Origin of the sequence: Microbulbifer hydrolyticus (assembly GCF_009931115.1) — a bacterium.
GTDB lineage: Bacteria > Pseudomonadota > Gammaproteobacteria > Pseudomonadales > Cellvibrionaceae > Microbulbifer > Microbulbifer hydrolyticus.
The window spans coordinates 3,146,354-3,167,257 of the sequence record NZ_CP047491.1 but is presented as its reverse complement, the minus strand read 5'-3'; the positions used below and the strand labels follow the sequence as shown (position 1 = coordinate 3,167,257).

Below are 20,904 nucleotides of genomic sequence, written 5' to 3'. Positions count from 1 at the left end.
TTATTTGCGGGACCTTCCCTTCAGGTAACTAACTTTGTTGCAATTTTTAAATGCTACGCGTTGCCATCGCCGGCGAAATATTCGCAGCCCGCATCGCCGGCATCAGTGCCGCGACAATGCTGACCAGAAGCAATATTAGCGCACACACCGCGAGCATGGGCAATGACAAGGCCGGTTGTGAAAATTCACTCACCATTAGCTGGTTGATAATCAGCGCTGCCGCTGTACCAAGTATCAGTCCGGTGCCGGCAATCATCGAATTTTCTACCAGGAAATAGCGGCCGATGTTGGCCCGCGTGGCGCCCAGGGCACGGCGTACACCGATCTGTTTGGCGCGCTGGTTGATCCAGAAAATAGTGAGGCCGACGATACCGAGCGCCACGATGAAGGTCAGAAGGGCCATCACCGTAGCGAGCACCTTAACCATGATGTTGTCCGCAACGTAGGTGCTCGCGAGGTTTTCTGACAGGGTTTCCAGATGGATCACCCTTTGCGGGTCCCTGTCGGCGAGCTTGTCTTCCAGTTGTTTGAAAATCGCGTCGCGCTGGCCGGGCTCTGTGCGAACCAGGTAGCGTTTGTGGTTCTCTTCGATCAGCAGCGGGTGGAATACCACATTACCCGCGAGGGACCAGCTTGGCCAGGCTCCGAGGTGGCGCTCGACAATGCCGATAATCTCCATCGGCTTGTCATCGCTGCCATGGTACAAAAACTTGCCAAGGGCGTTGCCTTCGGGGAAGGCCTGATCCGCGAATTGCTTGGTTACAACAATCACGTTGCTTTCGTAGCGTTCATTGGAACCGTACACACCCATTTCATCCTGCCGGAAGTTACGCCCTTCGATCAGGTTCAATCCCAGTGTATTGATGAAATGAGGGTCGGTCTGGTAGTAGTTGCCATCGACGTCGCCAATTTGAGCATTGGGCTCCAGGTAATAACTACTGGCGGAGCCAGAGCCGGATACCGGGATCTGGTTGGTGACGGTGGCATCCACAATACCGGGCATCGCGCGCATCATGTCCAGGTCAGCGCGCACGGCGCCTGCCATATCGTAGTCCGTGGGAACTGGCATGAAGGTGATGGCGATGATGTTTTCGACATCCATACCGGTGGGGCGCGCGATGTTTTTCAGGCGGTCCTGTACGATCACGGTCGCGTTGCTGACGATGGCCAGGGTGAGTGCAAGCTGTATAGCAATCAACAGGGCCGACACTTTGTTGCGCCAGAGGGCGGACAACATGGGTTTCAGTTCAAACATGATGGATTCCTTTTCCGCTCACTGGGTTTTCAAGTAGACAGATGGGTTGGTGCGGCTGATGCGCCAGGCCGGATACAGGCCGGCGAGCAGGCTGGCGAGTATTGCGAGCGCCACTGCGGCGAGCATCATCAGCCAGTCCATCGATGCAATCTGGTCAATCTGTCCCATGGACAGCAGGCGTATACCGGACAACCCCAGCAGGGCGAGGCCAATACCGATCAGACCGCCCAGTGCGCCGATGCAAGTGCTCTCGATCAAGTGCTGGATGAAAATGGCATTGCGGCTGGCGCCCAGGGCGCGGCGCACGCCGGCCTCTGGTGCTTTGCGCAAAAATTTTGCCAGTAGCAGGGCAACAGCGTTCACCACACACACCAGGAGAAATGCGAGCGAGGCCCAGCCGAGTACGCGGTTGTCATCGCGCAGGACTTCGTTCAGTACGAGCCATTCCGAGGGGCGTGTCAGTGCGAACTTGAGGGGGCGTTGGAAGCGTCCTTGCTCTTTTTGTTGCTGAATATAGCCGGTCAGAAACTCTTCGTACTGCTGCTTTTGCTTGTCATTGTCGAGCTCCACCCAGAACTGCAGCCACACACTTTCGCCCTGGAGGTGCCCCTCGTAGCCTTCGATGCCGTTATCCGGGCTGTTCCAGCCGTTGTTGTTTCCCCAGCTATAGATCTCGAACTTGCGATGCAGGCCAAACGGTATGTAGATTTCCGCGGAGTCACTGAACGGACTGTTGTTCAGGTCGTACACCTTGGGGGAGGGGTTCCAGTAATCGATGACGCCGCTTACGGTAAAGGGCTGGCCGTTCAGGGTTACTGTTTTGCCTACGCTGTTTTCGCCACCAAACAGCTTTTCATTGATCGCCTTGCTCAAAACAACGGATTGGACTGGGGCGCTGTCTGCTTCCTTGCCCCAGGTGTTGCCATACTGCATTGGGACGTCGAACATGGAAAAGAAGTCACGAGTGGTGACCCGCGTTTCGGCGACAAATGGTCGAACCTCGGAGTCTTCCATGGTGACGGTGAACCCGAAGCGGTGCATGGCGACCTGACGGGTGGGGATGTCTGAGCGCAGTAGTCCGGTGGCGTCCTGATAAGTCAGCTGGTAGGGGATTTCGTTGTTGCTGCGAGCATAGGCCTGGTTTGGGTCCCAGCTGTCCAGCTGTACGGCATAAAGTACGTCATCTTTATGCGCCAGTGCGTTCTGCGACATCATGTAATTCAGGGTGAGTACGGTCATGGACGCACCGACGCCTACGGCGATGGCGGCAATCATGAGGGTACTCAATATGGGGGTGCCTCGCAGGCTGCGCACGGCGAGGCTGATGTAGTAGCCGATCATTTCGGTGTCCTTTTTCTAATTCAGCTTATGCGATTGCAGCTTCGTCTTGGGCAATGCTCTGGCGCAGGTCGGAAACCTGGCCGTCAACGATCTGGATGTTGCGTTGCGCGCGGCGTGCGAGATCCGGGTCGTGGGTAACCATGATGATGGTGGTACCCCATTCGTTGATGAATTCCAGCAGTTCCATGACCTGACGTGCCATCAGGGAGTCGAGGTTGCCGGTGGGTTCGTCTGCGAGCAGGAAGCGTGGTTCGCCGGCGAGGGCACGGGCGATGGCGACGCGCTGCTGCTGACCGCCGGACAGTTGTGCGGGCAGGTGTTTGGCGCGGGCGGAGAGGCCGACCTGTTCCAGGGCTCTTTCGATACGGCGGCGGCGTTCTTTGCCGTTGAAGCCGCGGTAGCGCAGGGGAACGTCGATGTTGTCGAACAGGTTGAGGTCGGGTATCAGGTTGAAGCCCTGGAAGATAAAGCCGATTTTTTCGTTGCGCAGGCGCGAGCGGTCGCGGTCGGACAGGTTGCCGACTTCCTGGCCGTCCAGCAGGTACTCACCGCCGGTGGGTGTTTCCAGCAGGCCGGCGATGTTGAGGAAGGTGGTTTTGCCGGAGCCACTGGGACCGGTAACGGATACGAATTCACCTTCGTTGACTTCCAGGCTGAAATCTCGAAGCGCATGGGTTTCGATCGTATCGGTGCGATAGCTTTTACGGATATTGTGCATCTTCAGCATTGTGAATTTCCTTGTCTTCGTGGTTTCTGTCTTGTTTTGTGGCGGCGCTGCTACCGATTGTTGTTTGCGAGACACGCCGTGAACCCATCCATGGGGGCTCTTCTGCGAGGTCCCTCTCGCAGAAGGTCTCGCAAACAACAATCGGTATCAGCACCTTCGCATTTGATTTCGTTGTGATTGATTAATCTTTCAGCGCAACCAGCTGTGCCTTCTCCAGCTCGTCCGCAGCCGAGGTGATGATCTGGTCGCCTTCGTTCAGGCCGGAAACAATCTCGACCTGGTTCAGACCCAGTGCGCCGATGGTGATCGGCACTTTCACCGCCTGCTGTTGGTCATTCAGTTTCCACGCAAAGCGCCCGCCGGTCTGATCCAGGAAGGCGCCGCGCTTGACCAGCATCACGTCGCTGCGGTTTTCCAGCAGTACGCGCGCGGTGAGGCGCAGGTTCTGGCGGAGGTTTTTCGGCTGGTTGCCGGTAAAGCGCACGCGGGCGACGACCTGGTTGTCGATGACTTCGGGGGCGATGGCGGTAATCTCGCCGGGCAGTTTCCTGCCGCCCATGTTGATTTCCACTTCCATGGCGAGCCCCAGGTCGTCGGCGTAGTTTTCCGGTACCGCGGCTTCCAGCTCGAAGCTGGTGAGGTCGACAACCGTGAGCAGCGGGGTATTGGCGGCGACGGAGGCCCGCTGGGTGGCGGCGAGGCTACCGATGGTGCCGTCTACCGGTGAGACAATGTTGAGTTCATTGACCTTGCGCTGCAGCTCTTCCACTTGCAGTTGCTGCTGGTCCACCTGCAGCTGGAGTGTCTGGGTCTCAAACGTGAGGGCTTCGTTTTCCAGCTGGGAATTCTGTACCGCCTGTTTGTACTCCAGCTCCGCGCGGGCGAGGTCGTCACTGGCTTTCTCGAAATCCAGCTGGGAGATGATCTGCTTTTCCATCGACAGCTCGGCACGCTTCAGTTCGCGCTGTGCCGCGGTGAGGTCTACCTTGGCGAGATCTGCTTTCTGGGTGTTTTCGAGCCGCTGGCGCTTGGCCTGGATTTTCTGCCGCGCCAGTTCCACGCTCAGCTTGTTGTACATGGCGCTTTCCTGGGCGAGCTGGTTTTGCAGTTGGGGGCTGTCCACCTCTGCCAGCAACTGGCCCTGCTCAACCGTATCGCCGGCCTTTACCGCAAACTTGACGATGCCCTGGGCGGGACTGAACAGGGTAGGGCTGTTGGCGGCCACTACCTTGCCCTGGACTACCAGGTCTCTCACCAGGTCACCACGCTCCACTGCGGCGATGTTGAGGCGGGAAAGGGAAACGCTTGCGTCCACCGCGTTGGTGCTCTGCCAGCTCATCAGCCCCCACACCACAAATGCGGCCGCGGCGACGCCGAGTCCGGCGCGCTTCAGCAGGCGCGGGTTCTTCCACGGGCTTGCGGGTGTGAGTTGGACGTCCTGCCCGGAGGTATCTCTGATCATTGTTTTCTTGAATCTCTGCAATCAGTTTTTGCTGCTTATGCCACTGTGACGCGGCGCTTTCTGCGGCCGGATGCAAACCGTTTATTTCGGTTGCAGGGCCCTTATCGCAATCGCCGTGCCAATACGAAAATATTCTTTAAGTGATTGATTTATAAATAAAAAATAATTTTAAGATACTGGCCAGACGGGCCGGAGGTGTCCGGAAAATGTGTCCGGACAGGTGGTGTCCGAAGGAGCGGACAGGGGTATTAAAGAGCGACAAGGAGGCATGTTCGAGGGCGGCTGTACCCGGCAGCGGCGCGGCCGGAGAGCTGGACCAGTGCGCCAATCCACTTGGCTGTTCTTTAGTCAAGATTCCCGTCATGGTAGACTCCGCGCCCATTTTTCTGGCCTTTCGGCAGGCGTCGATGCTGCCGGTCCAGCGGAAAATTTGGCAACTAAAAAGACTTCCCAGACAGGCTCATCTGATTATGCAGTTCTCCAACACCCTGTTGTCGTCCACCAGAAACGACTGGTTCGGCAATATCCGCCGCGATGTGCTCGCTGGTCTCGTAGTAGCGCTCGCGCTCATCCCCGAGGCCATCGCCTTTTCCATCATCGCCGGTGTGGATCCGCGGGTGGGCCTGTATGCCTCCTTCTGTATTGCGGTAGTGATCGCCTTTGTGGGTGGGCGCCCGGGCATGATCTCCGCCGCTACCGGTGCCATGGCACTGTTGATGGTGACGCTGGTCAAGGAGCACGGACTTCAGTACCTGCTGGCTGCGACCTTGTTGACCGGGGTGATACAGATCATCGCTGGCTACCTCAAACTCGGCAGTCTGATGAGCTTTGTGTCGAGGGCCGTGGTCACGGGGTTCGTGAATGCACTCGCCATTCTGATCTTTATGGCCCAGTTGCCGGAGCTCACCGATGTGACCTGGCACGTATACGCCATGACCGCAGCGGGCCTTGGCATCATCTACCTATTCCCTTACGTTCCGGTGGTGGGCAAGGTGCTGCCGTCGCCGCTGGTGTGCATCCTGGTGCTGACCGCTGTTGCGGTCGTTCTGGGACTGGATATCCGCACCGTGGGGGACATGGGGGAACTGCCTGATACCCTGCCGATCTTCCTGTGGCCGGACGTACCGCTGAACTTTGAAACCCTGAAGATCATCTTCCCTTATTCCGCTGGCCTCGCCGTAGTCGGCCTGCTGGAATCCCTGATGACCGCCACCATCGTGGACGACCTGACCGATACCGACAGCGACAAGAACCGCGAGTGTAAGGGCCAGGGCATTGCCAACATTGGTGCGGGCATGCTCGGGGGTATGGCGGGCTGTGCGATGATCGGCCAGTCGGTGATCAACGTGAAATCCGGTGGCCGCGGCCGTCTGTCGACCCTGGTAGCAGGTGTTGGCCTGCTGACGCTTGTAGTGTTCCTCAGTGACTACGTGGCGGTGATTCCGATGGCCGCGCTGGTGGCGGTGATGATCATGGTGTCCATCGGTACCTTCGACTGGGGCTCAATCCGCGATCTGAAGAAGCTGCCGCTGTCGACGAATCTGGTGATGCTGTCCACGGTGATTGTGGTAGTGTTTACCCATAATCTGGCTTTTGGTGTGTTTGTGGGCGTACTGCTGGCATCCCTGTTCTTCGCCAACAAGGTGAGCCACTTTATGTACGTGAGCTCGGACCTGGATGAAGAGCAGAATTGCCGTACCTACACCGTAGTGGGGCAGGTATTCTTCAATTCGGCGGACAAGTTTGTTGCGGCGTTCGATTTCAAGGAGGCGCTGGACAAGGTGGTGATCGACCTGAGCCGGGCGCATTTCTGGGATGTGTCGGCGGTGTACTCTCTGGACAAGGCGGTGGTGAAGTTCCGCCGTGAAGGTGCCGAGGTAGAGTTGATCGGCCTGAACGAGGCGAGCTCGACCATCGTTGACCGCTTCGGGGTGCACGACAAGCCGGAAGAAATTGAGAAGGTACTTGGGGGGCACTGACTTAGCATCGTGGTTGAGTGCTTCGTAGTTCCGCCCGGTGACGCTCGAGCAACGGGTGAGGAATTTCAAAACCACTGTGAATACATCCTTGTACGCTGCGTCGGCGACATCCCTGTCGCCGACGCTTTTGAAATTCCTCCCCCGTCACTCGAGCTTCGCGTCTAGTTTCGAGCCTTGTCCTATGGTTGTTCGGTAGGCAAGGTTAATTTCTAGCGATAGAGAGAAAATAATAAATGACCGAACAGAAAGATCCCCACGTACTCAGCTGCATCGACGGTTCCCGTTTTAGCGGCGCCGTCTGCGATTACTCCGCCTGGATTGCCAACCGCGCATCCGCTCCCATCAAACTCCTCCACAACATTGAACGCGTATCGACGCCGGCAGTGGCGGACCTGAGCGGTAGCATTGGCCTGGGTAGTCAGGAAGAGTTGCTGGAGGAGCTGACTTCACTGGAGCAGCAGCGTTCAAAACTGCTGCTGGAGCAGGGGCGGCAGATGCTGGAGGGCGCGCGCGAGCGGGCGTTGAAAGGCGGCGCAGAGCGTGTGGTCACCTGTCAGCGTCACGGTAGCCTGATCGAGTCGCTGGTAGAACTGGAGGACCATATCCGGGTTCTGGTGCTGGGGATTCGCGGTGAGGAGCACGGTGAGGCCAACCGCGGGCTGGGGGCGCAGCTGGAGACTGTAGTGCGCTCACTGCACAAGCCTATCCTGGTGGTAAACCGTGAGTTCAAGGCGCCGCGTTCGATCATGCTCGCCTACGACGGCAGTGAAGCGGCGCGCAAGGCGCTGGATATGGTGGCCACTAGCCCGGTGTTTAAAGCAGTGGATTGCCACCTGGTATATGTCGGGGACGGGGCCGAGTCGGTTCTGGCCGAGGGCGCTGAGGCATTGAGCCACGGCGGAGTTTCGGTAATCAGCGCGAACCTTCAGGGCAAGACGGTAGAGTCACTGATTGCCTACCAGCAGGAGCACGACATTGACCTTACGGTGATGGGCGCCTTCAGCCACAGCAAGTTGCGCGATCTCCTGTTGGGAAGCGTGACCGCGAAAATGCTGCTTGGTACCAACCAGCCTCTGCTGCTGCTGCGCTAAAGCGCGCGATGGCCAGCCAGTGCAAAAAAGCCTGTGGCGGTTACCCGCCACAGGCTTTTTTAATGGCTCAACTGGACGGGCGCGGTATCAACTGGCGAGCTTGCTTACCTCCGAAGAGGTATTCGCGGCCTCTGCCGCGGTCATTCCAGCCTTTTTGTGCGGTGCCGGCTTTCCCTGCGCATCCAGCGCAACAAACACGATCCGCTCCACCCTTACGATCAGCTCGCGGGTCTGCTTGTTGCGCATCTCACAGTGCACCGTGAGCGATGTGCGACCAATATCCGTCACCTCAAAACCGAACTCCACGATATCTCCGCAAACCGCGGAGCTGACAAAGTCGATCTCCGACATCAGTTTGGTGACAATGTTTGCGGTGCCCATCTGGCACCCTGCGAAAATAGCTGCCTCCTCATCTATCCACGCCAGTGCCTGGCCGCCAAACAGACGTTGGGCCGGATTCAGGTCGCCGGGTTTAACGAAATGACGTGAGTAGTACTTCATGAGAATTTACCTCGCTGCTTTTCCATAAAAAATAAAAGGGCCCCACGTTCCCTCGCGGTGCCACAGCAGGTTTTGCATTAAGTGTGCCAAGGGGTATTTGAGTAACGTTACCAGTGAGATCCGGTGTTCTTCGCCACAGTGACGGGGCCGGTGGGGGGGCGAGACTCATGGGGTCAGGCTGGTCATGGTTGTGCATTTATTGATCGCTACGCACCTTTCGAGGGCAAAAGGTGTCACACCTTTTGGCTAATTTGGCCGCCAAGCGGGAAATTCTGGCCACCAAAATCCCCATCCGTGACCTGCTGCTATGGGAGTTCCCCCAAACAGCCATTAGAATGTGCCGCTTTATGGCCAACCAGTCGGCCAACCCCGTCTGAATAGAAAGACCGAAGAATCACCCAACGGAGAGACCGGCATGATCATCAAGCCGAAAGTACGCGGATTCATCTGCACCAACGCCCACCCGCAGGGCTGCGCCGCCAATGTGCGTGAACAGATCGAATACATCAAATCCCAGCCCGCCATCCAGGACGGCCCCAAAAACGTCCTCGTTATCGGTGCATCCACCGGCTACGGTCTCGCTTCCCGTATCACTGCGGCATTCGGCTGCGGCGCCAACACCCTGGGCGTTTTCTTCGAGAAGCCGCCGAGCGAAAAGCGCACCGCCTCCGCCGGCTATTACAATTCAGCGGCGTTTGAAGACGAAGCCCACAAAGCTGGCCTGTACGCCAAAAGCATCAACGGCGATGCCTTCTCCAATGAAATCAAAGCGCAGGCCATCGACCTGATCAAGCAGGACCTCGGCAAGGTCGACCTGGTGATCTACAGCCTCGCTTCCCCGCGTCGTACCGACCCGGAGACCGGCGAGCTATACAGCTCGGTATTGAAGCCTATCGGTGAATCCTACACCGCCAAAAATCTCAATACCGACAAGCTGGAAATCTCGGATATCAGCGTTGACCCGGCGAGCGAAGAAGAAATCGCGGCCACCGTCAAAGTCATGGGCGGTGAAGACTGGGAGCTGTGGATGAAGGCGCTCGGCGACGCCGGGGTGTTGGCCGACGACTGCAAAACCGTTGCCTACACCTATATTGGTGAAAAACTTACCTGGCCGATCTACGGTCACGCGACCATCGGCAAGGCGAAGGAAGACCTGGACCGCGCGGCCAAGGCCATTACCGACAGTAGTAAAGCCGATGCCAACGTTGCGGTACTGAAAGCACTGGTTACCCAGTCCAGCTCCGCGATTCCGGTTATGCCCCTGTATATCTCTATCGTCTACAAGGTGATGAAGGAAGAGGGCACGCACGAAGGTTGTATCGAGCAGTTGTACCGTCTTTACACCGAAGGTCTGTATACCGACAGCCCGCGCCTGGACGATACCAACCGCTTCCGTATGGACGACAAGGAGCTGCGGCCGGAAACCCAGGCCAAGATTGAAAAGCTTTGGCCGGAAGTGACCGAGGAAAACCTGTTCCAGCTGACCGATTACAAAGGTTACAGCGACGACTTCCTCAAGCTGTTTGGCTTCGGTGTTGACGGTGTCGATTACGAGGCGGACATCAGCCCGATCGTGGAAGCCGATTTTAAATAAGGCAGCCTTGAACGTATTTTAAAGCACTCAGGCTGCCGAGCAGGTGGCGGTACCGGGTGCAGCTTAGTGAGACCTTCAAAAACAGGGATGTTTTTGCAGGGCCCCCATGGATGGGTTTACGGCGTGTCTCACAAAACTGCACCCGGTAGCGCCGCTACTCAACGTTTTCGTCCCCTCTGTCATCGACTCCTCCTGTAACTCCTTTCCCCAAATCTGCATAATCGAGAAAACTTGATGCGCAGGAGCTGTTTCATGGAAACCCGTAAACTCGGTAAAACCGATATCAAGGTCAGCAAAATCTGCCTTGGAACCATGACGTTTGGTGAGCAGAACACGGAGGCGGAAGCTTTCGAACAGCTCGACTACGCGACAGCCCACGGTGTGAACTTTATCGACTGCGCGGAGATGTACCCGGTACCGCCGAAACCCGAAACCTACGGACGTACCGAGGAGATAGTCGGTAACTGGCTGCAAAAAAAAGGCAGGCGAGACGAACTGGTGCTGGCCACCAAAGTAACCGGACGCAGTGCGGCCAACTCCGGTGTCGGGCATATCCGCGGCGGCCCCCGCCTGAGTCGTGAACAAATCCTGCAAGCCTGCGATGCTTCCCTCGCGCGGCTGAAAACCGAATATATCGATCTTTACCAGGTACACTGGCCCGAGCGTCAGTCCAACTTCTTTGGCAAGCTGGGTTACCAGCATAGCGATGACGATGGGATTGATATCAGCGAGACCCTGTCGGCATTGCAGGAGCTGGTGGACGCGGGCAAGGTGCGGCATATCGGGCTGTCCAATGAAACGCCCTGGGGAATGCACCGCTACCTGCGCCTTGCCGCCCACGGTAACAAGCCGCGTGTCGCCTCTATCCAGAATCCGTACAGCCTGCTGAATCGCACTTTCGAAGTGGGGCTGGCGGAAATGGCGATTCGCGAGCAGTGTGGCCTGTTGGCGTATTCGCCCCTCGCGTTCGGTACGCTGAGCGGCAAGTACCTCGGTGGCGCCAGGCCGGCGGCTGCGCGGCTGACCCTGTTTGAACGCTTTCAGCGATATACCGGCGAGCGCGCCGTATCTGCCACCGAACAGTACTTAAGCCTGGCGCGGGATTTCGGGCTGGACCCGGCGCAGATGGCGCTGGCATTCGTTTCCCAGCAGCCGTTTGTCACCGCCAATATCATCGGTGCCACCACCATGGAGCAGCTCAAGAGCAATATCGGCAGCAGTGCGCTGCTGCTGAGTCCAGAGCAGCTGGAGGCCATTGAGTCCGTTCACCAGCAGAACCCCAGCCCGGCACCCTGAAGCTGACTGTGGCACCACTGCCGCGGAAGCCAGCCCTTGAAAAAGCGTACTGCAGGTATCAGGCATGGTTTATGGAGGCAGATTCCGGCCTGGCGCCGGAATCTGCAGTGCTATCTATACTTGCAGGTAGCGCTCCGCGCGATAGCGGACTCACTTTCAACCTTGCCAACGGGAGGCAGTATGGAAACCGGTCAGCACACGCTCAATGATCTCTTCGCCCAGCTGGGGTTAGGCTCCGACGACCCGGCGATCGAGGACTTTCTCAGCCGGCACCACCTTGCCGGGGAGGAGAAACTGTCCCGGGCGCAGTTCTGGAGCGACAGTCAGCGCAAGTTTTTGCGCGATGCGATTGCCGAAGACTCGGACTGGTGTGAGGTTGTCGACGAGCTGGATGCACTGCTGAGGCACTAGTGTCCCGGCGGGCACGCTGCAGATCGGGATTGGGAACTGTGCGGTCGCCGTCGGTGTCTGTGTCGGGGATGTCCCGGGTCTGTGCGGGGAGGTACCCACCGGGCGACAGGCGCGGCTATAATGCGCCGTTTTCATCCGGGTGCCTCGGCCTCCCGGTACCCAATCCCTGATCGCAGCTGTCCGCTCTTTATGGAAAAACCGCATTTTCGCGTCGCCCTGTTACACCCGCGTTACTGGCTGACCTGGTCTTTGTTCGGGCTCTGGTTTCTGGTGGCACAACTGCCTTACCGGTGGCAGATTTCTCTCGGCCGCGGCGTCGGCAAACTGATGCTGCGCTTCGCCAAAAGCCGTCGGATCATTGCCGAACGCAATCTCGCCCTGTGCTTTCCCGAGCTTTCCGCGCGCAAGCGAGAGCAGCTGCTGCGTCGCAACTTTGCCTCCAACGGTATTGCACTGATGGAGACCGGCATGGCCTGGTTCCGTTCCAGTCGCTGGCTGCGCAAGCGCTTTACCATCGAAGGGCTGGAGTATCTGCAGGAGCCGCACAGCCGCGGTCAGGGTGTGGTGATGATGGCGATGCATTTCACCACGCTGGAAATCGGCGCGGCGTTCATGTCCATGAGTCACCCGGTGGATGGCATGTACCGGCCCCACAAGAACCCGGTGTACGACTACATGCAACGCAAGGGCCGCGAGCGGCACGGGGAAGATTCCAATGTATTCCAGCGCAAGGATGTGCGCGGCATGCTGCGGGCCCTGCAGAAGGGGCGCGCAGTGTGGTATGCACCGGACCAGGATTACGGCATCAAACAGGGCGTATTCGCTCCCCTGTTCGGTATCCCCACTGCCACGGTGACTGGTACTTCACGCTTCGCCCGAGTGGGGCGCGCGCAGGTGGTGGCCTATACGGTGACCCGCCTGGAGGAAAAGGGCATCTACCAGGTGAAAGTGTTTCCGCCGATCAAGGAAATTCCGTCAGGAGACGAACTGAAGGACGCGGTACTGGTCAATCAGTTTGTCGAGGCGCGTATGCGCGAGAATCCGTCCCAGTACATGTGGGTACACCGCCGGTTCAAGACGCGGCCCGAGGGGGAGGACAGTTTTTATCCGGCACAGAAGAGAAGACGCAAAAAGCGCAAAAAATGATCAAAGTGAGGCGGGTTCGAAGTCATGTGGCCGGATGGCCTTTTTACGCTGGCATCGAACTGGCACGCTCAGTAACATACCGCATTCATTTTTAGGTGGTACAGGCCGGCACCCTGCCGGTTGGAGAAGGAGTTGCAATGATTTCCGGCAGTATGGTGGCTCTTGCCACACCCATGTTTGCAGATGGCAGCCTCGATTGGGACAAACTGCACGATTTGGTGGAGTGGCACATCGAGCAGGGTACCCGCGCGCTGGTTGCCGTCGGTACTACCGGTGAATCCGCCACCCTGGATGTTCACGAACATCTCGAAGTAATCCGCCGGGTTGTGGATCAGGTAGCCGGGCGTATCCCGGTCATTGCCGGCACCGGCGCCAACTCCACCACCGAAGCAATCGAGCTCACCGCGACCGCGGCCAAATGTGGCGCCGACGCCTGTCTGCTGGTGACTCCTTACTACAACAAGCCCACCCAGGAAGGCCTGTACCAGCACTTCAAGACCGTGGCGAAAGCCGTCGATATCCCGCAGATCCTCTACAATGTGCCCGGGCGCACGGCTGTGGATATGCTGCCGGAGACCGTACAGCGCCTGTCTGCGGTCAGCAATATTGTGGGCATCAAAGAAGCGACCGGTGACCTGGAGCGCGCGCGACAGGTGATCGAACTGGTGCCGGAGGACTTCGCTGTCTACTCCGGTGACGACGCCACTGCGGTTGAATTGATGCTCCTGGGTGGCCACGGAAATATCAGCGTCACCGCCAATGTGGCCCCCGCAGCGGTTGCCCAGATGTGTGAAGCGGCACTGGCCGGCGACGCGGAAACCGCGCGCGCAATCAACCAGCGCATCGATATATTGCACAAAACGCTGTTTGTGGAGTCCAACCCCATACCGGTGAAATGGGCGCTGAAAGAAATGGGGCGCATCGATAGCGGTATACGCCTGCCGCTCACCAGCCTGTCATCCGGGTACCACAGTGTGGTGCGCGAAGCCCTGCGCAGTGCGGGCGTGCTCTGACAGGCACAAAATTCTGTGGGAACGGTGGGTCTAATGCCCCGGCCAGCTGGCCATTCCCACACCAGGATAATTGCGATCGGGACTGATTCGACAAGGTACCAATAATGACAAAATTTACCGCCGGAGCCGTGCTTTGTGCTGCGGTTACCACCCTGAGTGGCTGTGGCATCTTTGGCCAGGACGGTTATTTCCGCGACCGCGGCGACGACTACCAGCTCGCAGATACACTGCCTCCGCTACAGATGCCCGAAGGGGTTTCCGCCAAACACCAGGAAGAGCTGTACGAAGTGCCGCAGATCAGCGGTGAAGTTGAGCGCGGAGATTTTGTGGTGCCCCGCCCACAGGCGTTGTCCGTCAACGTTGGCCTGGACCGGGTAAAAATTCAGAAGCTGGGCAACCGTCGCTGGGTGCTGGTCAATCAGCCCCCGGATGAGGTCTGGCCGCAATTGCATTACTTCCTGCGCTCGACCGGGCTACAGCTTGCCATGTCTGACGCCGGTGCTGGCACCATGGAAACCACCTGGCTCACTTTCGGGGAAAACCCGGATACCAAAGACAAGTACCGCCTGCAGGTGGAATCCGGTGTTCAGCCGGATACCACTGAAATCCATGTTCGTCACCTCTCGGTGCCGATGGATGCCCCCGTTGACGGCGCTGTGAGCTGGCCGGCCCAGTCCTCCAGCCCCGAGCGTGAGGGCTGGATGATCGATGAGATGTCCGGTGCGCTGGCGGCGGAGTCTACTGGCGCGGCGGCCTCGCTGGTGGCCCAGGCCATCGGTGGTGGCAAGGTCAAGGTTCAGGTGATGGAGCCCGCGGGCAAAGAGCCTTATATCGCGCTGGATCTCGCGATGAATCGCGCCTGGGCGACGGTGAGCCATGCGCTCAACACCGGTGCCTATCGTCTGCACAAGCAAGACGCCGATATCGGAATCCTTTATGTGACCTATGACTCGGAGCGCGAGCTTGCCGACGAGGAAGGTGGTTGGTTCTCCAGCTGGGGTTCCGGCAGTGGCGGAGACAAGCTGGCCAAGTCGGCGGATGCCTACAGCCTGCAGCAGGTGCTGGCGAATATCGATATGACATCGACCGCAGAGCCGGCTTTGTTCGCCAATATGCAGGGTCTGGGCGGTGCGCCCAACACCAACATCCCGGGCTATCTGGTGGTGCTGCGCGGTGTGGATAATGTCATCGAGGTGCGGATTCGCAGCACCCGCGGCTTGCCTCTGTCGCGCGCCAAAGCCTCCGAGATGCTGATGGCCATTCGTCAGAACCTGATCTGATCCCATAGCGCAAACAGAGTACCGGATACCGTACATGGCGATCAGATTTGCCTCCCTGGGCAGCGGCAGTAAGGGCAACGGTACTCTGGTCGCCTCCAGCGACCACTGCCTTCTGGTGGACTGCGGCTTCACCATCAAGGAAACCGAGCGGCGCATGACGCGGCTCGGTGTCTCCCCCGCGGATCTCTCCGCAATACTCGTTACCCACGAACACAGCGACCATATGGGCGGCGTCGGCCCGTTTGCGCGCAAGTACCGGCTGCCGGTCTATCTGACGCCGGGCACACTGCGTGCGCGGGATATCGGCGCGCTGCCTGAAGTGCACCTGATTGAAGGCCATCAACCGTTTGCGGTGGGGGATATTCAGGTAACGCCGGTAGCGGTACCCCACGATGCCCGCGAGGCTGCACAGTTTGTGTTTCGCAGCCGCGGTAGCAGCCTCGGCCTGCTTACCGATCTCGGTACCATAACCCCGCATGTGGAGTCCCATTACGGCGACTGCGATGCGCTGGTGCTGGAGGCCAATCACGACCCGCAGATGCTGGCCCAGGGCCCTTATCCCCCCTCGCTAAAGCGCCGCGTTGGCGGTGCATACGGCCACCTGAGCAACCAGCAAGCGGCGGGCTTCCTGCAGCGGGTCGGGAGCGATCGATTGCAGCACCTCGTGGTGGCACATATCAGTGAAAAAAATAACAGCGTGGAGCTGGCACGGGCGGCACTTGCCGACGCCGCTGACCGGGCCGCAAACTGCATTTTTGCCTGCCAGCAGGAAGGGTTTGACTGGCTGCAGATCGAAAAGGCAGAGTAATGTCCTTTTGGGGCGTCGCGTCCGCGACCGCCCCTTGTCAACTTGAATCTGGGAAACGGAGTTTCATTTCGTGGCAGCACTCGACCAAACCTCCCATTACCTCACCCGCACCAATAGCGGCACCCTCTACGACAAGCCGGGGCTGGACCTGCTGGTAGTGGAAACCGGCTTGTGCCGTGCGGTGATCTCGTTGCAGGGTGCGCAAGTGCTGGAGTTCACGGCCCGGGGGCGCGCCCCGCTGCTGTGGTTGAGCCCTACGACGGTATTTGCGCCAGGTAACGCCGTGCGCGGTGGCGTTCCTCTGTGCCTCCCTTGGTTTGGTGAAAACCGCAGCGACCCGGGCAAGCCCAAGCACGGGCTGGTGCGCAACCAGTTGTGGGAGCTGGCCGGCAGCGAGGAGCGTGCAGATGGTACCGTGGTCATTGAGTTTTGTTTCCGGCACCCCGGGGATGCCCTGTTTGCTGCCAGCTTCGACTGTGTATTGAAAATCGGCCTGGGCAAGGATCTCTCCTTCGGCCTTTCGTTGACCAATACTGCGGACGTTCCGGCGGAGTACAGCTGGGCCCTGCACTCTTACTTTGCCGTGGCAGATATTGGCGAGGTCGAGGTTGAAGGGTTGTCCGGTGTGAGTTACCTGGACAAAACCCGCGGCTTCGCACGCGATACCTTGAGTGGTGTTCAGGCCTTTTCCGGTGAAGTGGATCGGGTATTTGAGCAGGCGCCCGCGCGCCAGAAAATCCTTACCCCCAACCCGATCAGCGCGGAAAGTGAAAATTGTCACACGGTAATTACCTGGAACCCGGGTGCCGATCTTGCCGCCACCATCGACGATATCGGTGCGGCTTTCGCCGGTTTCGTATGCGTGGAGCATGGCAATGCCTTTGCAAACAGCTGGCAGTTGCAGGCCGGTGAAACGGCGAGCGCCAGCCTGACTCTCAGCCGCTGAAGCGGGTGGCTGACACTGGAGAAAAGCCCATGCAATCCGGACTGATCCACGCCTACCTGCTCGACGGCCATGGCCGCGGGCGTCGCCTTAGTTGGCCCGAAGTGCAGGGCTGGGAACCAGGGCAGGGCAGGCTTTGGGTGCACCTGGATTATTCGGACCCCGAGGCGCAGGCCTGGATCCGAGGTGCAGCACAACTGGATACACTGGTGGCCGATGCCCTGCTTACCGAGGAGACCCGCCCGCGCTCCACTGGCATTGATAACGGCCTGCTGATTGCCCTGCGCGGTGTGAACCTGAACCCGGAATCCCAACCGGAAGATATGGTTTCCATCCGGCTGTGGGCGGAAGAGTATCGGGTGATCAGCACGCGCAAGCGCCAGCTGCTGTCCGTCAACGACCTGTGCCAGCAACTGGAAAGCGGTCGCGGGCCACGCAGCTGTTCGGCACTGGTGGTGGCGCTGGCCGACCTGCTGGTGTGGCGAATGAGCGATACCGTCGATACCTTCGAAGACACCATCGACGAACTGGAAGATCGGGTGGTGGCGGGTGCCAGTGGAAGTCTGAGGCTTGATCTGGCCATGCTGCGCAAGCAGACCATTACCCTGCGGCGTTACCTCTCGCCCCAGCGGGAAGCGCTGGCGCGCCTGATGGTGGAGAAGCTGGCGTGGATAGCGGATGAGGATCGGTTGCAGCTGCGGGAGGTGAGTGATCGCCTGCTGCGGCATATCGAGGACATTGATGCAGTGCGTGAGCGCGCGGCGGTGACTCAGGAAGAACTGATGAGCCGCATGTCCGAGCAGCTCAACAGCCGCATGTATGTGCTCTCCATCATTGCCGCCATTTTCCTGCCCCTCGGGTTTTTGACCGGTCTACTGGGTGTCAACGTGGGGGGTATTCCGGGATCGGAGAATCCCTGGGCGTTTCTGATCTTCAGTGTGCTACTGGTGATTACGGTAGTCATTCAGCTGGTGGTTTTTCGCCGGAAAAAATGGCTGTGAATGGGCCCTGTGTCGATCCCCGGTATCGACACCTTCCCGGGCGTTTGCACAGTGCCGATCAGCGTCAGCCGAACACCGAAACCGTCTGCCGCGACAGCGCCATCAACTGTCCGTTGGCGTCCCACAGGCGTGCGCGAATCGCGGCATAGCCATCCTCCGACTGTTCCACTTCCGCCAGGTACTGCCACCAGTCACCGCTGTCTGCGCTGGCATCAGCCTTTATACGGTGGGCTGCGGGCATCATCTCCACTGTCCAGGTTAGGGAGCTCGCTGCGGCGAGGGTTTTCAGCTGGGAGAGGACTGCCGGCGGCCAGGCGTCGATGAGTGCCAGCAGGTGGGCGGTGGTCACCGGGCCTGCGGATTGCTTGAAGCGAATCCAGCCACCCAGTTGCGGGTCGCTGCTGCCGGTAAAGGGGAGGGCGCCCGCGGCGAGACGGTAGTCGAAGTGCTGGGTAAATTCCGGCACCAGTCCCTCGATATAGGGCAGGGCCTCACACCGGTCGGGTGCGTTGAAGCGCGGTGTGGGGGCCGGGGATATGGCAACCGCGGATTCGCGGGGTTTGCCAAAGCTGGCAAGTGCACTGGTGACGACTTGTTCGCCCTGGGTGGCATGGGCCTGGATCTGGACCGCCGAGCGGCCGGCGCGCAGCACCTGCGCCCGGGTTTCCAGTGCGCCGGGTTCCGCCGGGGCCACAAATGAAAACGTCATTGAGCGCAGCGGCGTCTGCGCGACGGTGCCCTGTGTGGCGGCTTCCAGTACGGCTTCTACTGGCTGGTAAAGCAGTGCTGCAGCGAGGCCGCCAAACGTGGCGCGCCCCTGGGTCCAGCCAGCGGGTATGGTCGCGGTGCTTTGCGGGTTGCGCGCGCTCTCGAGAATGCTATTGAATTCCATCGGGGTACCTACCTCTACCGGCCATTACCGGACTCTGCCGGGGCCTGCTCAGCTGAAGCTGTGATCGGCGTCGGGGAATACCCCGTTTTTCACATCTTCCGCGTATTTACGCAATGCACCGGGAATGTCTCCCGCTTCAGCCAGGAAGTTCTTGGAGAACTTGGGCGGCTTTTCGGTGAGCCCGAGGATATCGTTGATCACCAGGACCTGGGCATCGGTGTGTGGGCCGGCACCAATACCGATGGTTGGCATGGATACGGTGTCGGTAATACGTTTCGCCAGTTCTGAGGGCACACATTCCAGCACCAGCAGGTCTGCACCGGCCTCGTCCAGTTGTACGGCATCGTCGAGAATTTCCCCGGCGCGATCGTCGTCGCGGCCCTGCACCCGGAAACCGCCGAGTTTGTGCACGGATTGCGGGGTCAGGCCGAGGTGAGCGCATACTGGAATACCGCGTTCGGTGAGCATTTTCACCGTGGGGGCGAGCCAGGCGCCGCCTTCGATTTTCACCATGTGCGCGCCGGCCTGCATGATGCGGGTGGCGTTGGTGAGTGCCTGCTCCGGCGTGGCGTAGGTCATAAAGGGCAAGTCACCCATGACCAGGGATTTTTTGTTACCCCGCGCTACGGCTTCCACGTGATAGATCATCTGCTCCATGGTGACGGGGATGGTGCTGTCATATCCAAGCACCGTCATCCCCAGGGAGTCGCCAATGAGGACGCTTTCCACTCCGGTTTTCTGGGCCATGGCCGCCATGGGGGCATCGTAGAGCGCGACGCAGATGAATTTCTCTCCGTCGGCCTTCATTTTTCGCAGGGTCTGAACCGTAATCGGCCTGGTCAGCTCACTGGGTGCATAGGGCATGGCGATGACTCACGTTGCGGGCATTCAACCCGTTAATTCCTTTGACAGGTATCCGGCGTATCCGCAGTTACTTGCCGGGGTTGTAATAGTGGCGGCCGCTGCTGACATTCAGCAGGTATTCCACCAGTTGCAGGTAATCTTTTTGCTGGTCGACGATGTCGATTTCGGCACAATTTACGATCAGCAGCGGTGCCTGGTCGTAGTAATGGAAAAAATTGGTGTAGGCCTCATTCAGAGTGGCCAGGTACTCGTTGCTGATGCTGCGCTCGGCGCTAATGCCGCGTTTGTGGATGCGCTCCTGCAACACGCTCAAGGGCGCCTGCAGGTAGATCACCAGGTCCGGCTTGGGCGCTTCCAGGGTAAGGTGCTGGTAAACCTGCTGATATAGCGTTAACTCGTCGCTATCGAGGGTGACCTCGGCGAACAGGTGGTCTTTTTCGATCAGGAAGTCGGATACCCGTACCGGCTTGAACATATCGTCCTGGCGCAGCGCCTGGATCTGCTGTGAGCGCTGTAGCAGGAAGTGCAGCTGGGTGGGTAGTGCGGCGCTTTTCGGGTCTCGGTAAAAACGCTCGAGAAACGGGTTTTCTTCCGGCAGTTCCAGCAGCGTATCGTAGTTGAAGGTGGCTGCGAGCTTCTTCGCCAGCGTGGTTTTGCCAACGCCGATATTGCCTTCCACGGCAATAAATCGAGGCAGTGTCCTGCCCTCGAGATCGAGCTCCTGGGCGAGGTTTTCTGCACTGTAGTCGTCGTCAGGCATCGCGTCAGAAAGAGTGTCGGAAGTGGGAAGTCTTGTCACCGGGATACTCCTTGTTGGTCCCTGATTACAGTCGATGTAACCGGTTGGGCGGGCACTGGGCCTGCAGTTCCTGTAGCGGTGTACCATCCGGCAGACAGAGGCCGGGAGCCAGCTCTGCCAGAGGTTCCAGTACAAAATTGCGCTCTGCCATTCGGGGGTGCGGTACGCTCAGGCGCTCGGTATCCAGTACTTGGTCCCCATACAGCAGAATGTCGAGGTCCAGGGTGCGAGCTCCCCAGCGCAGGGTGCGTTCGCGACCGTGCAGGTTCTCCACCGCCTGCAACGCGTCCAGTAGCGCCTCCGGGGCCAGGTCGGTGTCGACACAGGCCACGGCATTGACGTAGTCCGGCTGTCCTTCGGGACCGACAGGGGCGCTGGTGTAGAACGCGGAGCAGCCACTCAGTGCCGTATGCGGTATTTCCGCGATCCGGTCGAGCGCACTGCGCAGTTGTGCCGCCGGGTCGTCGAGGTTGCTGCCGAGGCCAATATAACAGCGAATCA

The 20,904-nt window shown here is 59.1% G+C and carries 20 protein-coding genes; 11 read left to right on the top strand and 9 right to left on the bottom strand.

Translation table 11 applies throughout. The features are described 5' to 3' along the window. Window positions 1-46: 46 nt before the first annotated feature. The 4 genes from GTQ55_RS13615 to GTQ55_RS13600 all read right to left on the bottom strand — a co-directional run bounded on the left by GTQ55_RS13615 (window position 47) and on the right by GTQ55_RS13600 (window position 4,785). Window positions 47-1,255 carry an ABC transporter permease gene (locus GTQ55_RS13615; RefSeq protein WP_161859231.1) on the bottom strand — a complete coding sequence of 403 codons (1,209 nt, stop codon included), beginning with the start codon at window positions 1,253-1,255 and terminating at the stop codon, window positions 47-49. 18 nt (window positions 1,256-1,273) lie between these two features. Beyond that, complete coding sequence (locus tag GTQ55_RS13610; RefSeq protein ID WP_161859230.1) at window positions 1,274-2,596, bottom strand: ABC transporter permease; 1,323 nt, start codon at window positions 2,594-2,596, stop codon at window positions 1,274-1,276. A 25-nt stretch (window positions 2,597-2,621) separates the two neighbouring features. After that, window positions 2,622-3,323 (bottom strand): ABC transporter ATP-binding protein, encoded by a 702-nt coding sequence (locus GTQ55_RS13605; protein ID WP_161859229.1) that lies wholly within the window; start codon window positions 3,321-3,323, stop codon window positions 2,622-2,624. 181 nt (window positions 3,324-3,504) lie between these two features. Beyond that, entirely contained in the window at window positions 3,505-4,785 is a 1,281-nt protein-coding gene (locus tag GTQ55_RS13600) for an efflux RND transporter periplasmic adaptor subunit (protein WP_161859228.1), read from the bottom strand. Between the two features lie 470 nt (window positions 4,786-5,255). Here GTQ55_RS13600 and GTQ55_RS13595 point away from each other — a divergent pair, with 470 nt between their 5' ends. Further along, complete coding sequence (locus GTQ55_RS13595; protein WP_161859227.1) at window positions 5,256-6,764, top strand: SulP family inorganic anion transporter; 1,509 nt, start codon at window positions 5,256-5,258, stop codon at window positions 6,762-6,764. A gap of 233 nt (window positions 6,765-6,997) precedes the next feature. Beyond that, window positions 6,998-7,855 (top strand): universal stress protein, encoded by an 858-nt coding sequence (locus GTQ55_RS13590; RefSeq protein ID WP_161859226.1) that lies wholly within the window; start codon window positions 6,998-7,000, stop codon window positions 7,853-7,855. A gap of 87 nt (window positions 7,856-7,942) precedes the next feature. On the opposite strand, the gene GTQ55_RS13585 is transcribed toward GTQ55_RS13590, so the two are convergent. After that, complete coding sequence (locus GTQ55_RS13585) at window positions 7,943-8,356, bottom strand: acyl-CoA thioesterase (protein ID WP_161859225.1); 414 nt, start codon at window positions 8,354-8,356, stop codon at window positions 7,943-7,945. 415 nt (window positions 8,357-8,771) lie between these two features. On the opposite strand from GTQ55_RS13585, the gene fabV reads away from it, so the two are divergent. The 9 genes from fabV (at window position 8,772) to zntB (ending at window position 17,848) form a co-directional block, all read left to right on the top strand. Continuing rightward, window positions 8,772-9,950 carry an enoyl-ACP reductase FabV gene (gene fabV / locus GTQ55_RS13580; protein WP_161859224.1) on the top strand — a complete coding sequence of 393 codons (1,179 nt, stop codon included), beginning with the start codon at window positions 8,772-8,774 and terminating at the stop codon, window positions 9,948-9,950. A 252-nt stretch (window positions 9,951-10,202) separates the two neighbouring features. Further along, complete coding sequence (locus GTQ55_RS13575) at window positions 10,203-11,246, top strand: NADP(H)-dependent aldo-keto reductase (protein WP_161859223.1); 1,044 nt, start codon at window positions 10,203-10,205, stop codon at window positions 11,244-11,246. 180 nt (window positions 11,247-11,426) lie between these two features. Then, on the top strand, window positions 11,427-11,657 hold the full coding sequence (locus GTQ55_RS13570) for a DUF2789 domain-containing protein (protein WP_161859222.1): 231 nt from the start codon (window positions 11,427-11,429) through the stop codon (window positions 11,655-11,657). A 189-nt stretch (window positions 11,658-11,846) separates the two neighbouring features. Then, entirely contained in the window at window positions 11,847-12,803 is a 957-nt protein-coding gene (gene lpxL, locus GTQ55_RS13565; RefSeq protein WP_161859221.1) for an LpxL/LpxP family Kdo(2)-lipid IV(A) lauroyl/palmitoleoyl acyltransferase, read from the top strand. Window positions 12,804-12,940: 137 nt separating this feature from the next. Next, entirely contained in the window at window positions 12,941-13,816 is an 876-nt protein-coding gene (dapA, locus tag GTQ55_RS13560) for a 4-hydroxy-tetrahydrodipicolinate synthase (protein ID WP_161859220.1), read from the top strand. A gap of 104 nt (window positions 13,817-13,920) precedes the next feature. Continuing rightward, window positions 13,921-15,096, top strand: a complete 1,176-nt coding sequence (gene bamC, locus GTQ55_RS13555) for an outer membrane protein assembly factor BamC (RefSeq protein ID WP_161859219.1) — start codon at window positions 13,921-13,923, stop codon at window positions 15,094-15,096. A gap of 34 nt (window positions 15,097-15,130) precedes the next feature. Beyond that, on the top strand, window positions 15,131-15,904 hold the full coding sequence (locus tag GTQ55_RS13550; protein WP_161859218.1) for an MBL fold metallo-hydrolase: 774 nt from the start codon (window positions 15,131-15,133) through the stop codon (window positions 15,902-15,904). Between the two features lie 70 nt (window positions 15,905-15,974). Beyond that, entirely contained in the window at window positions 15,975-16,850 is an 876-nt protein-coding gene (locus GTQ55_RS13545) for a D-hexose-6-phosphate mutarotase (RefSeq protein WP_161859217.1), read from the top strand. 29 nt (window positions 16,851-16,879) lie between these two features. Next, a complete protein-coding gene (zntB, locus tag GTQ55_RS13540) occupies window positions 16,880-17,848 on the top strand; it encodes a zinc transporter ZntB (protein WP_161859216.1) in 969 nt (322 codons plus the stop codon). A 64-nt stretch (window positions 17,849-17,912) separates the two neighbouring features. Here the strand turns inward: zntB and GTQ55_RS13535 are convergent, their stop codons facing one another. The 4 genes from GTQ55_RS13535 to folK all read right to left on the bottom strand — a co-directional run bounded on the left by GTQ55_RS13535 (window position 17,913) and on the right by folK (window position 20,902). Next, window positions 17,913-18,740, bottom strand: coding sequence for an acyl-CoA thioesterase (locus GTQ55_RS13535; protein ID WP_161859215.1), 828 nt, complete (start codon window positions 18,738-18,740; stop codon window positions 17,913-17,915). A gap of 48 nt (window positions 18,741-18,788) precedes the next feature. Further along, entirely contained in the window at window positions 18,789-19,604 is an 816-nt protein-coding gene (panB, locus tag GTQ55_RS13530) for a 3-methyl-2-oxobutanoate hydroxymethyltransferase (RefSeq protein WP_161859214.1), read from the bottom strand. Window positions 19,605-19,671: 67 nt separating this feature from the next. Continuing rightward, window positions 19,672-20,364 carry a deoxynucleoside kinase gene (locus tag GTQ55_RS13525; RefSeq protein ID WP_161860172.1) on the bottom strand — a complete coding sequence of 231 codons (693 nt, stop codon included), beginning with the start codon at window positions 20,362-20,364 and terminating at the stop codon, window positions 19,672-19,674. A gap of 64 nt (window positions 20,365-20,428) precedes the next feature. After that, window positions 20,429-20,902: a 2-amino-4-hydroxy-6-hydroxymethyldihydropteridine diphosphokinase gene (gene folK, locus GTQ55_RS13520; protein WP_202620709.1), complete on the bottom strand. Its 474-nt coding sequence runs from the start codon at window positions 20,900-20,902 to the stop codon at window positions 20,429-20,431. Window positions 20,903-20,904: the final 2 nt, after the last annotated feature.

Coding starts and splice junctions, on each gene's coding strand:
- GTQ55_RS13615 (WP_161859231.1), bottom strand. CDS start 1,255: ATGTTTGAACTGAAACCCATGTTGTCCGCCCTCTGGCGCAACAAAGTG.
- bamC (WP_161859219.1), top strand. CDS start 13,921: ATGACAAAATTTACCGCCGGAGCCGTGCTTTGTGCTGCGGTTACCACC.
- GTQ55_RS13605 (WP_161859229.1), bottom strand. CDS start 3,323: ATGCTGAAGATGCACAATATCCGTAAAAGCTATCGCACCGATACGATC.
- GTQ55_RS13590 (WP_161859226.1), top strand. CDS start 6,998: ATGACCGAACAGAAAGATCCCCACGTACTCAGCTGCATCGACGGTTCC.
- GTQ55_RS13600 (WP_161859228.1), bottom strand. CDS start 4,785: ATGATCAGAGATACCTCCGGGCAGGACGTCCAACTCACACCCGCAAGC.
- GTQ55_RS13550 (WP_161859218.1), top strand. CDS start 15,131: ATGGCGATCAGATTTGCCTCCCTGGGCAGCGGCAGTAAGGGCAACGGT.
- GTQ55_RS13570 (WP_161859222.1), top strand. CDS start 11,427: ATGGAAACCGGTCAGCACACGCTCAATGATCTCTTCGCCCAGCTGGGG.
- GTQ55_RS13585 (WP_161859225.1), bottom strand. CDS start 8,356: ATGAAGTACTACTCACGTCATTTCGTTAAACCCGGCGACCTGAATCCG.
- zntB (WP_161859216.1), top strand. CDS start 16,880: ATGCAATCCGGACTGATCCACGCCTACCTGCTCGACGGCCATGGCCGC.
- GTQ55_RS13525 (WP_161860172.1), bottom strand. CDS start 20,364: ATGCCTGACGACGACTACAGTGCAGAAAACCTCGCCCAGGAGCTCGAT.
- GTQ55_RS13535 (WP_161859215.1), bottom strand. CDS start 18,740: ATGGAATTCAATAGCATTCTCGAGAGCGCGCGCAACCCGCAAAGCACC.
- GTQ55_RS13610 (WP_161859230.1), bottom strand. CDS start 2,596: ATGATCGGCTACTACATCAGCCTCGCCGTGCGCAGCCTGCGAGGCACC.
- GTQ55_RS13595 (WP_161859227.1), top strand. CDS start 5,256: ATGCAGTTCTCCAACACCCTGTTGTCGTCCACCAGAAACGACTGGTTC.
- fabV (WP_161859224.1), top strand. CDS start 8,772: ATGATCATCAAGCCGAAAGTACGCGGATTCATCTGCACCAACGCCCAC.
- lpxL (WP_161859221.1), top strand. CDS start 11,847: ATGGAAAAACCGCATTTTCGCGTCGCCCTGTTACACCCGCGTTACTGG.
- panB (WP_161859214.1), bottom strand. CDS start 19,604: ATGCCCTATGCACCCAGTGAGCTGACCAGGCCGATTACGGTTCAGACC.
- dapA (WP_161859220.1), top strand. CDS start 12,941: ATGATTTCCGGCAGTATGGTGGCTCTTGCCACACCCATGTTTGCAGAT.
- GTQ55_RS13575 (WP_161859223.1), top strand. CDS start 10,203: ATGGAAACCCGTAAACTCGGTAAAACCGATATCAAGGTCAGCAAAATC.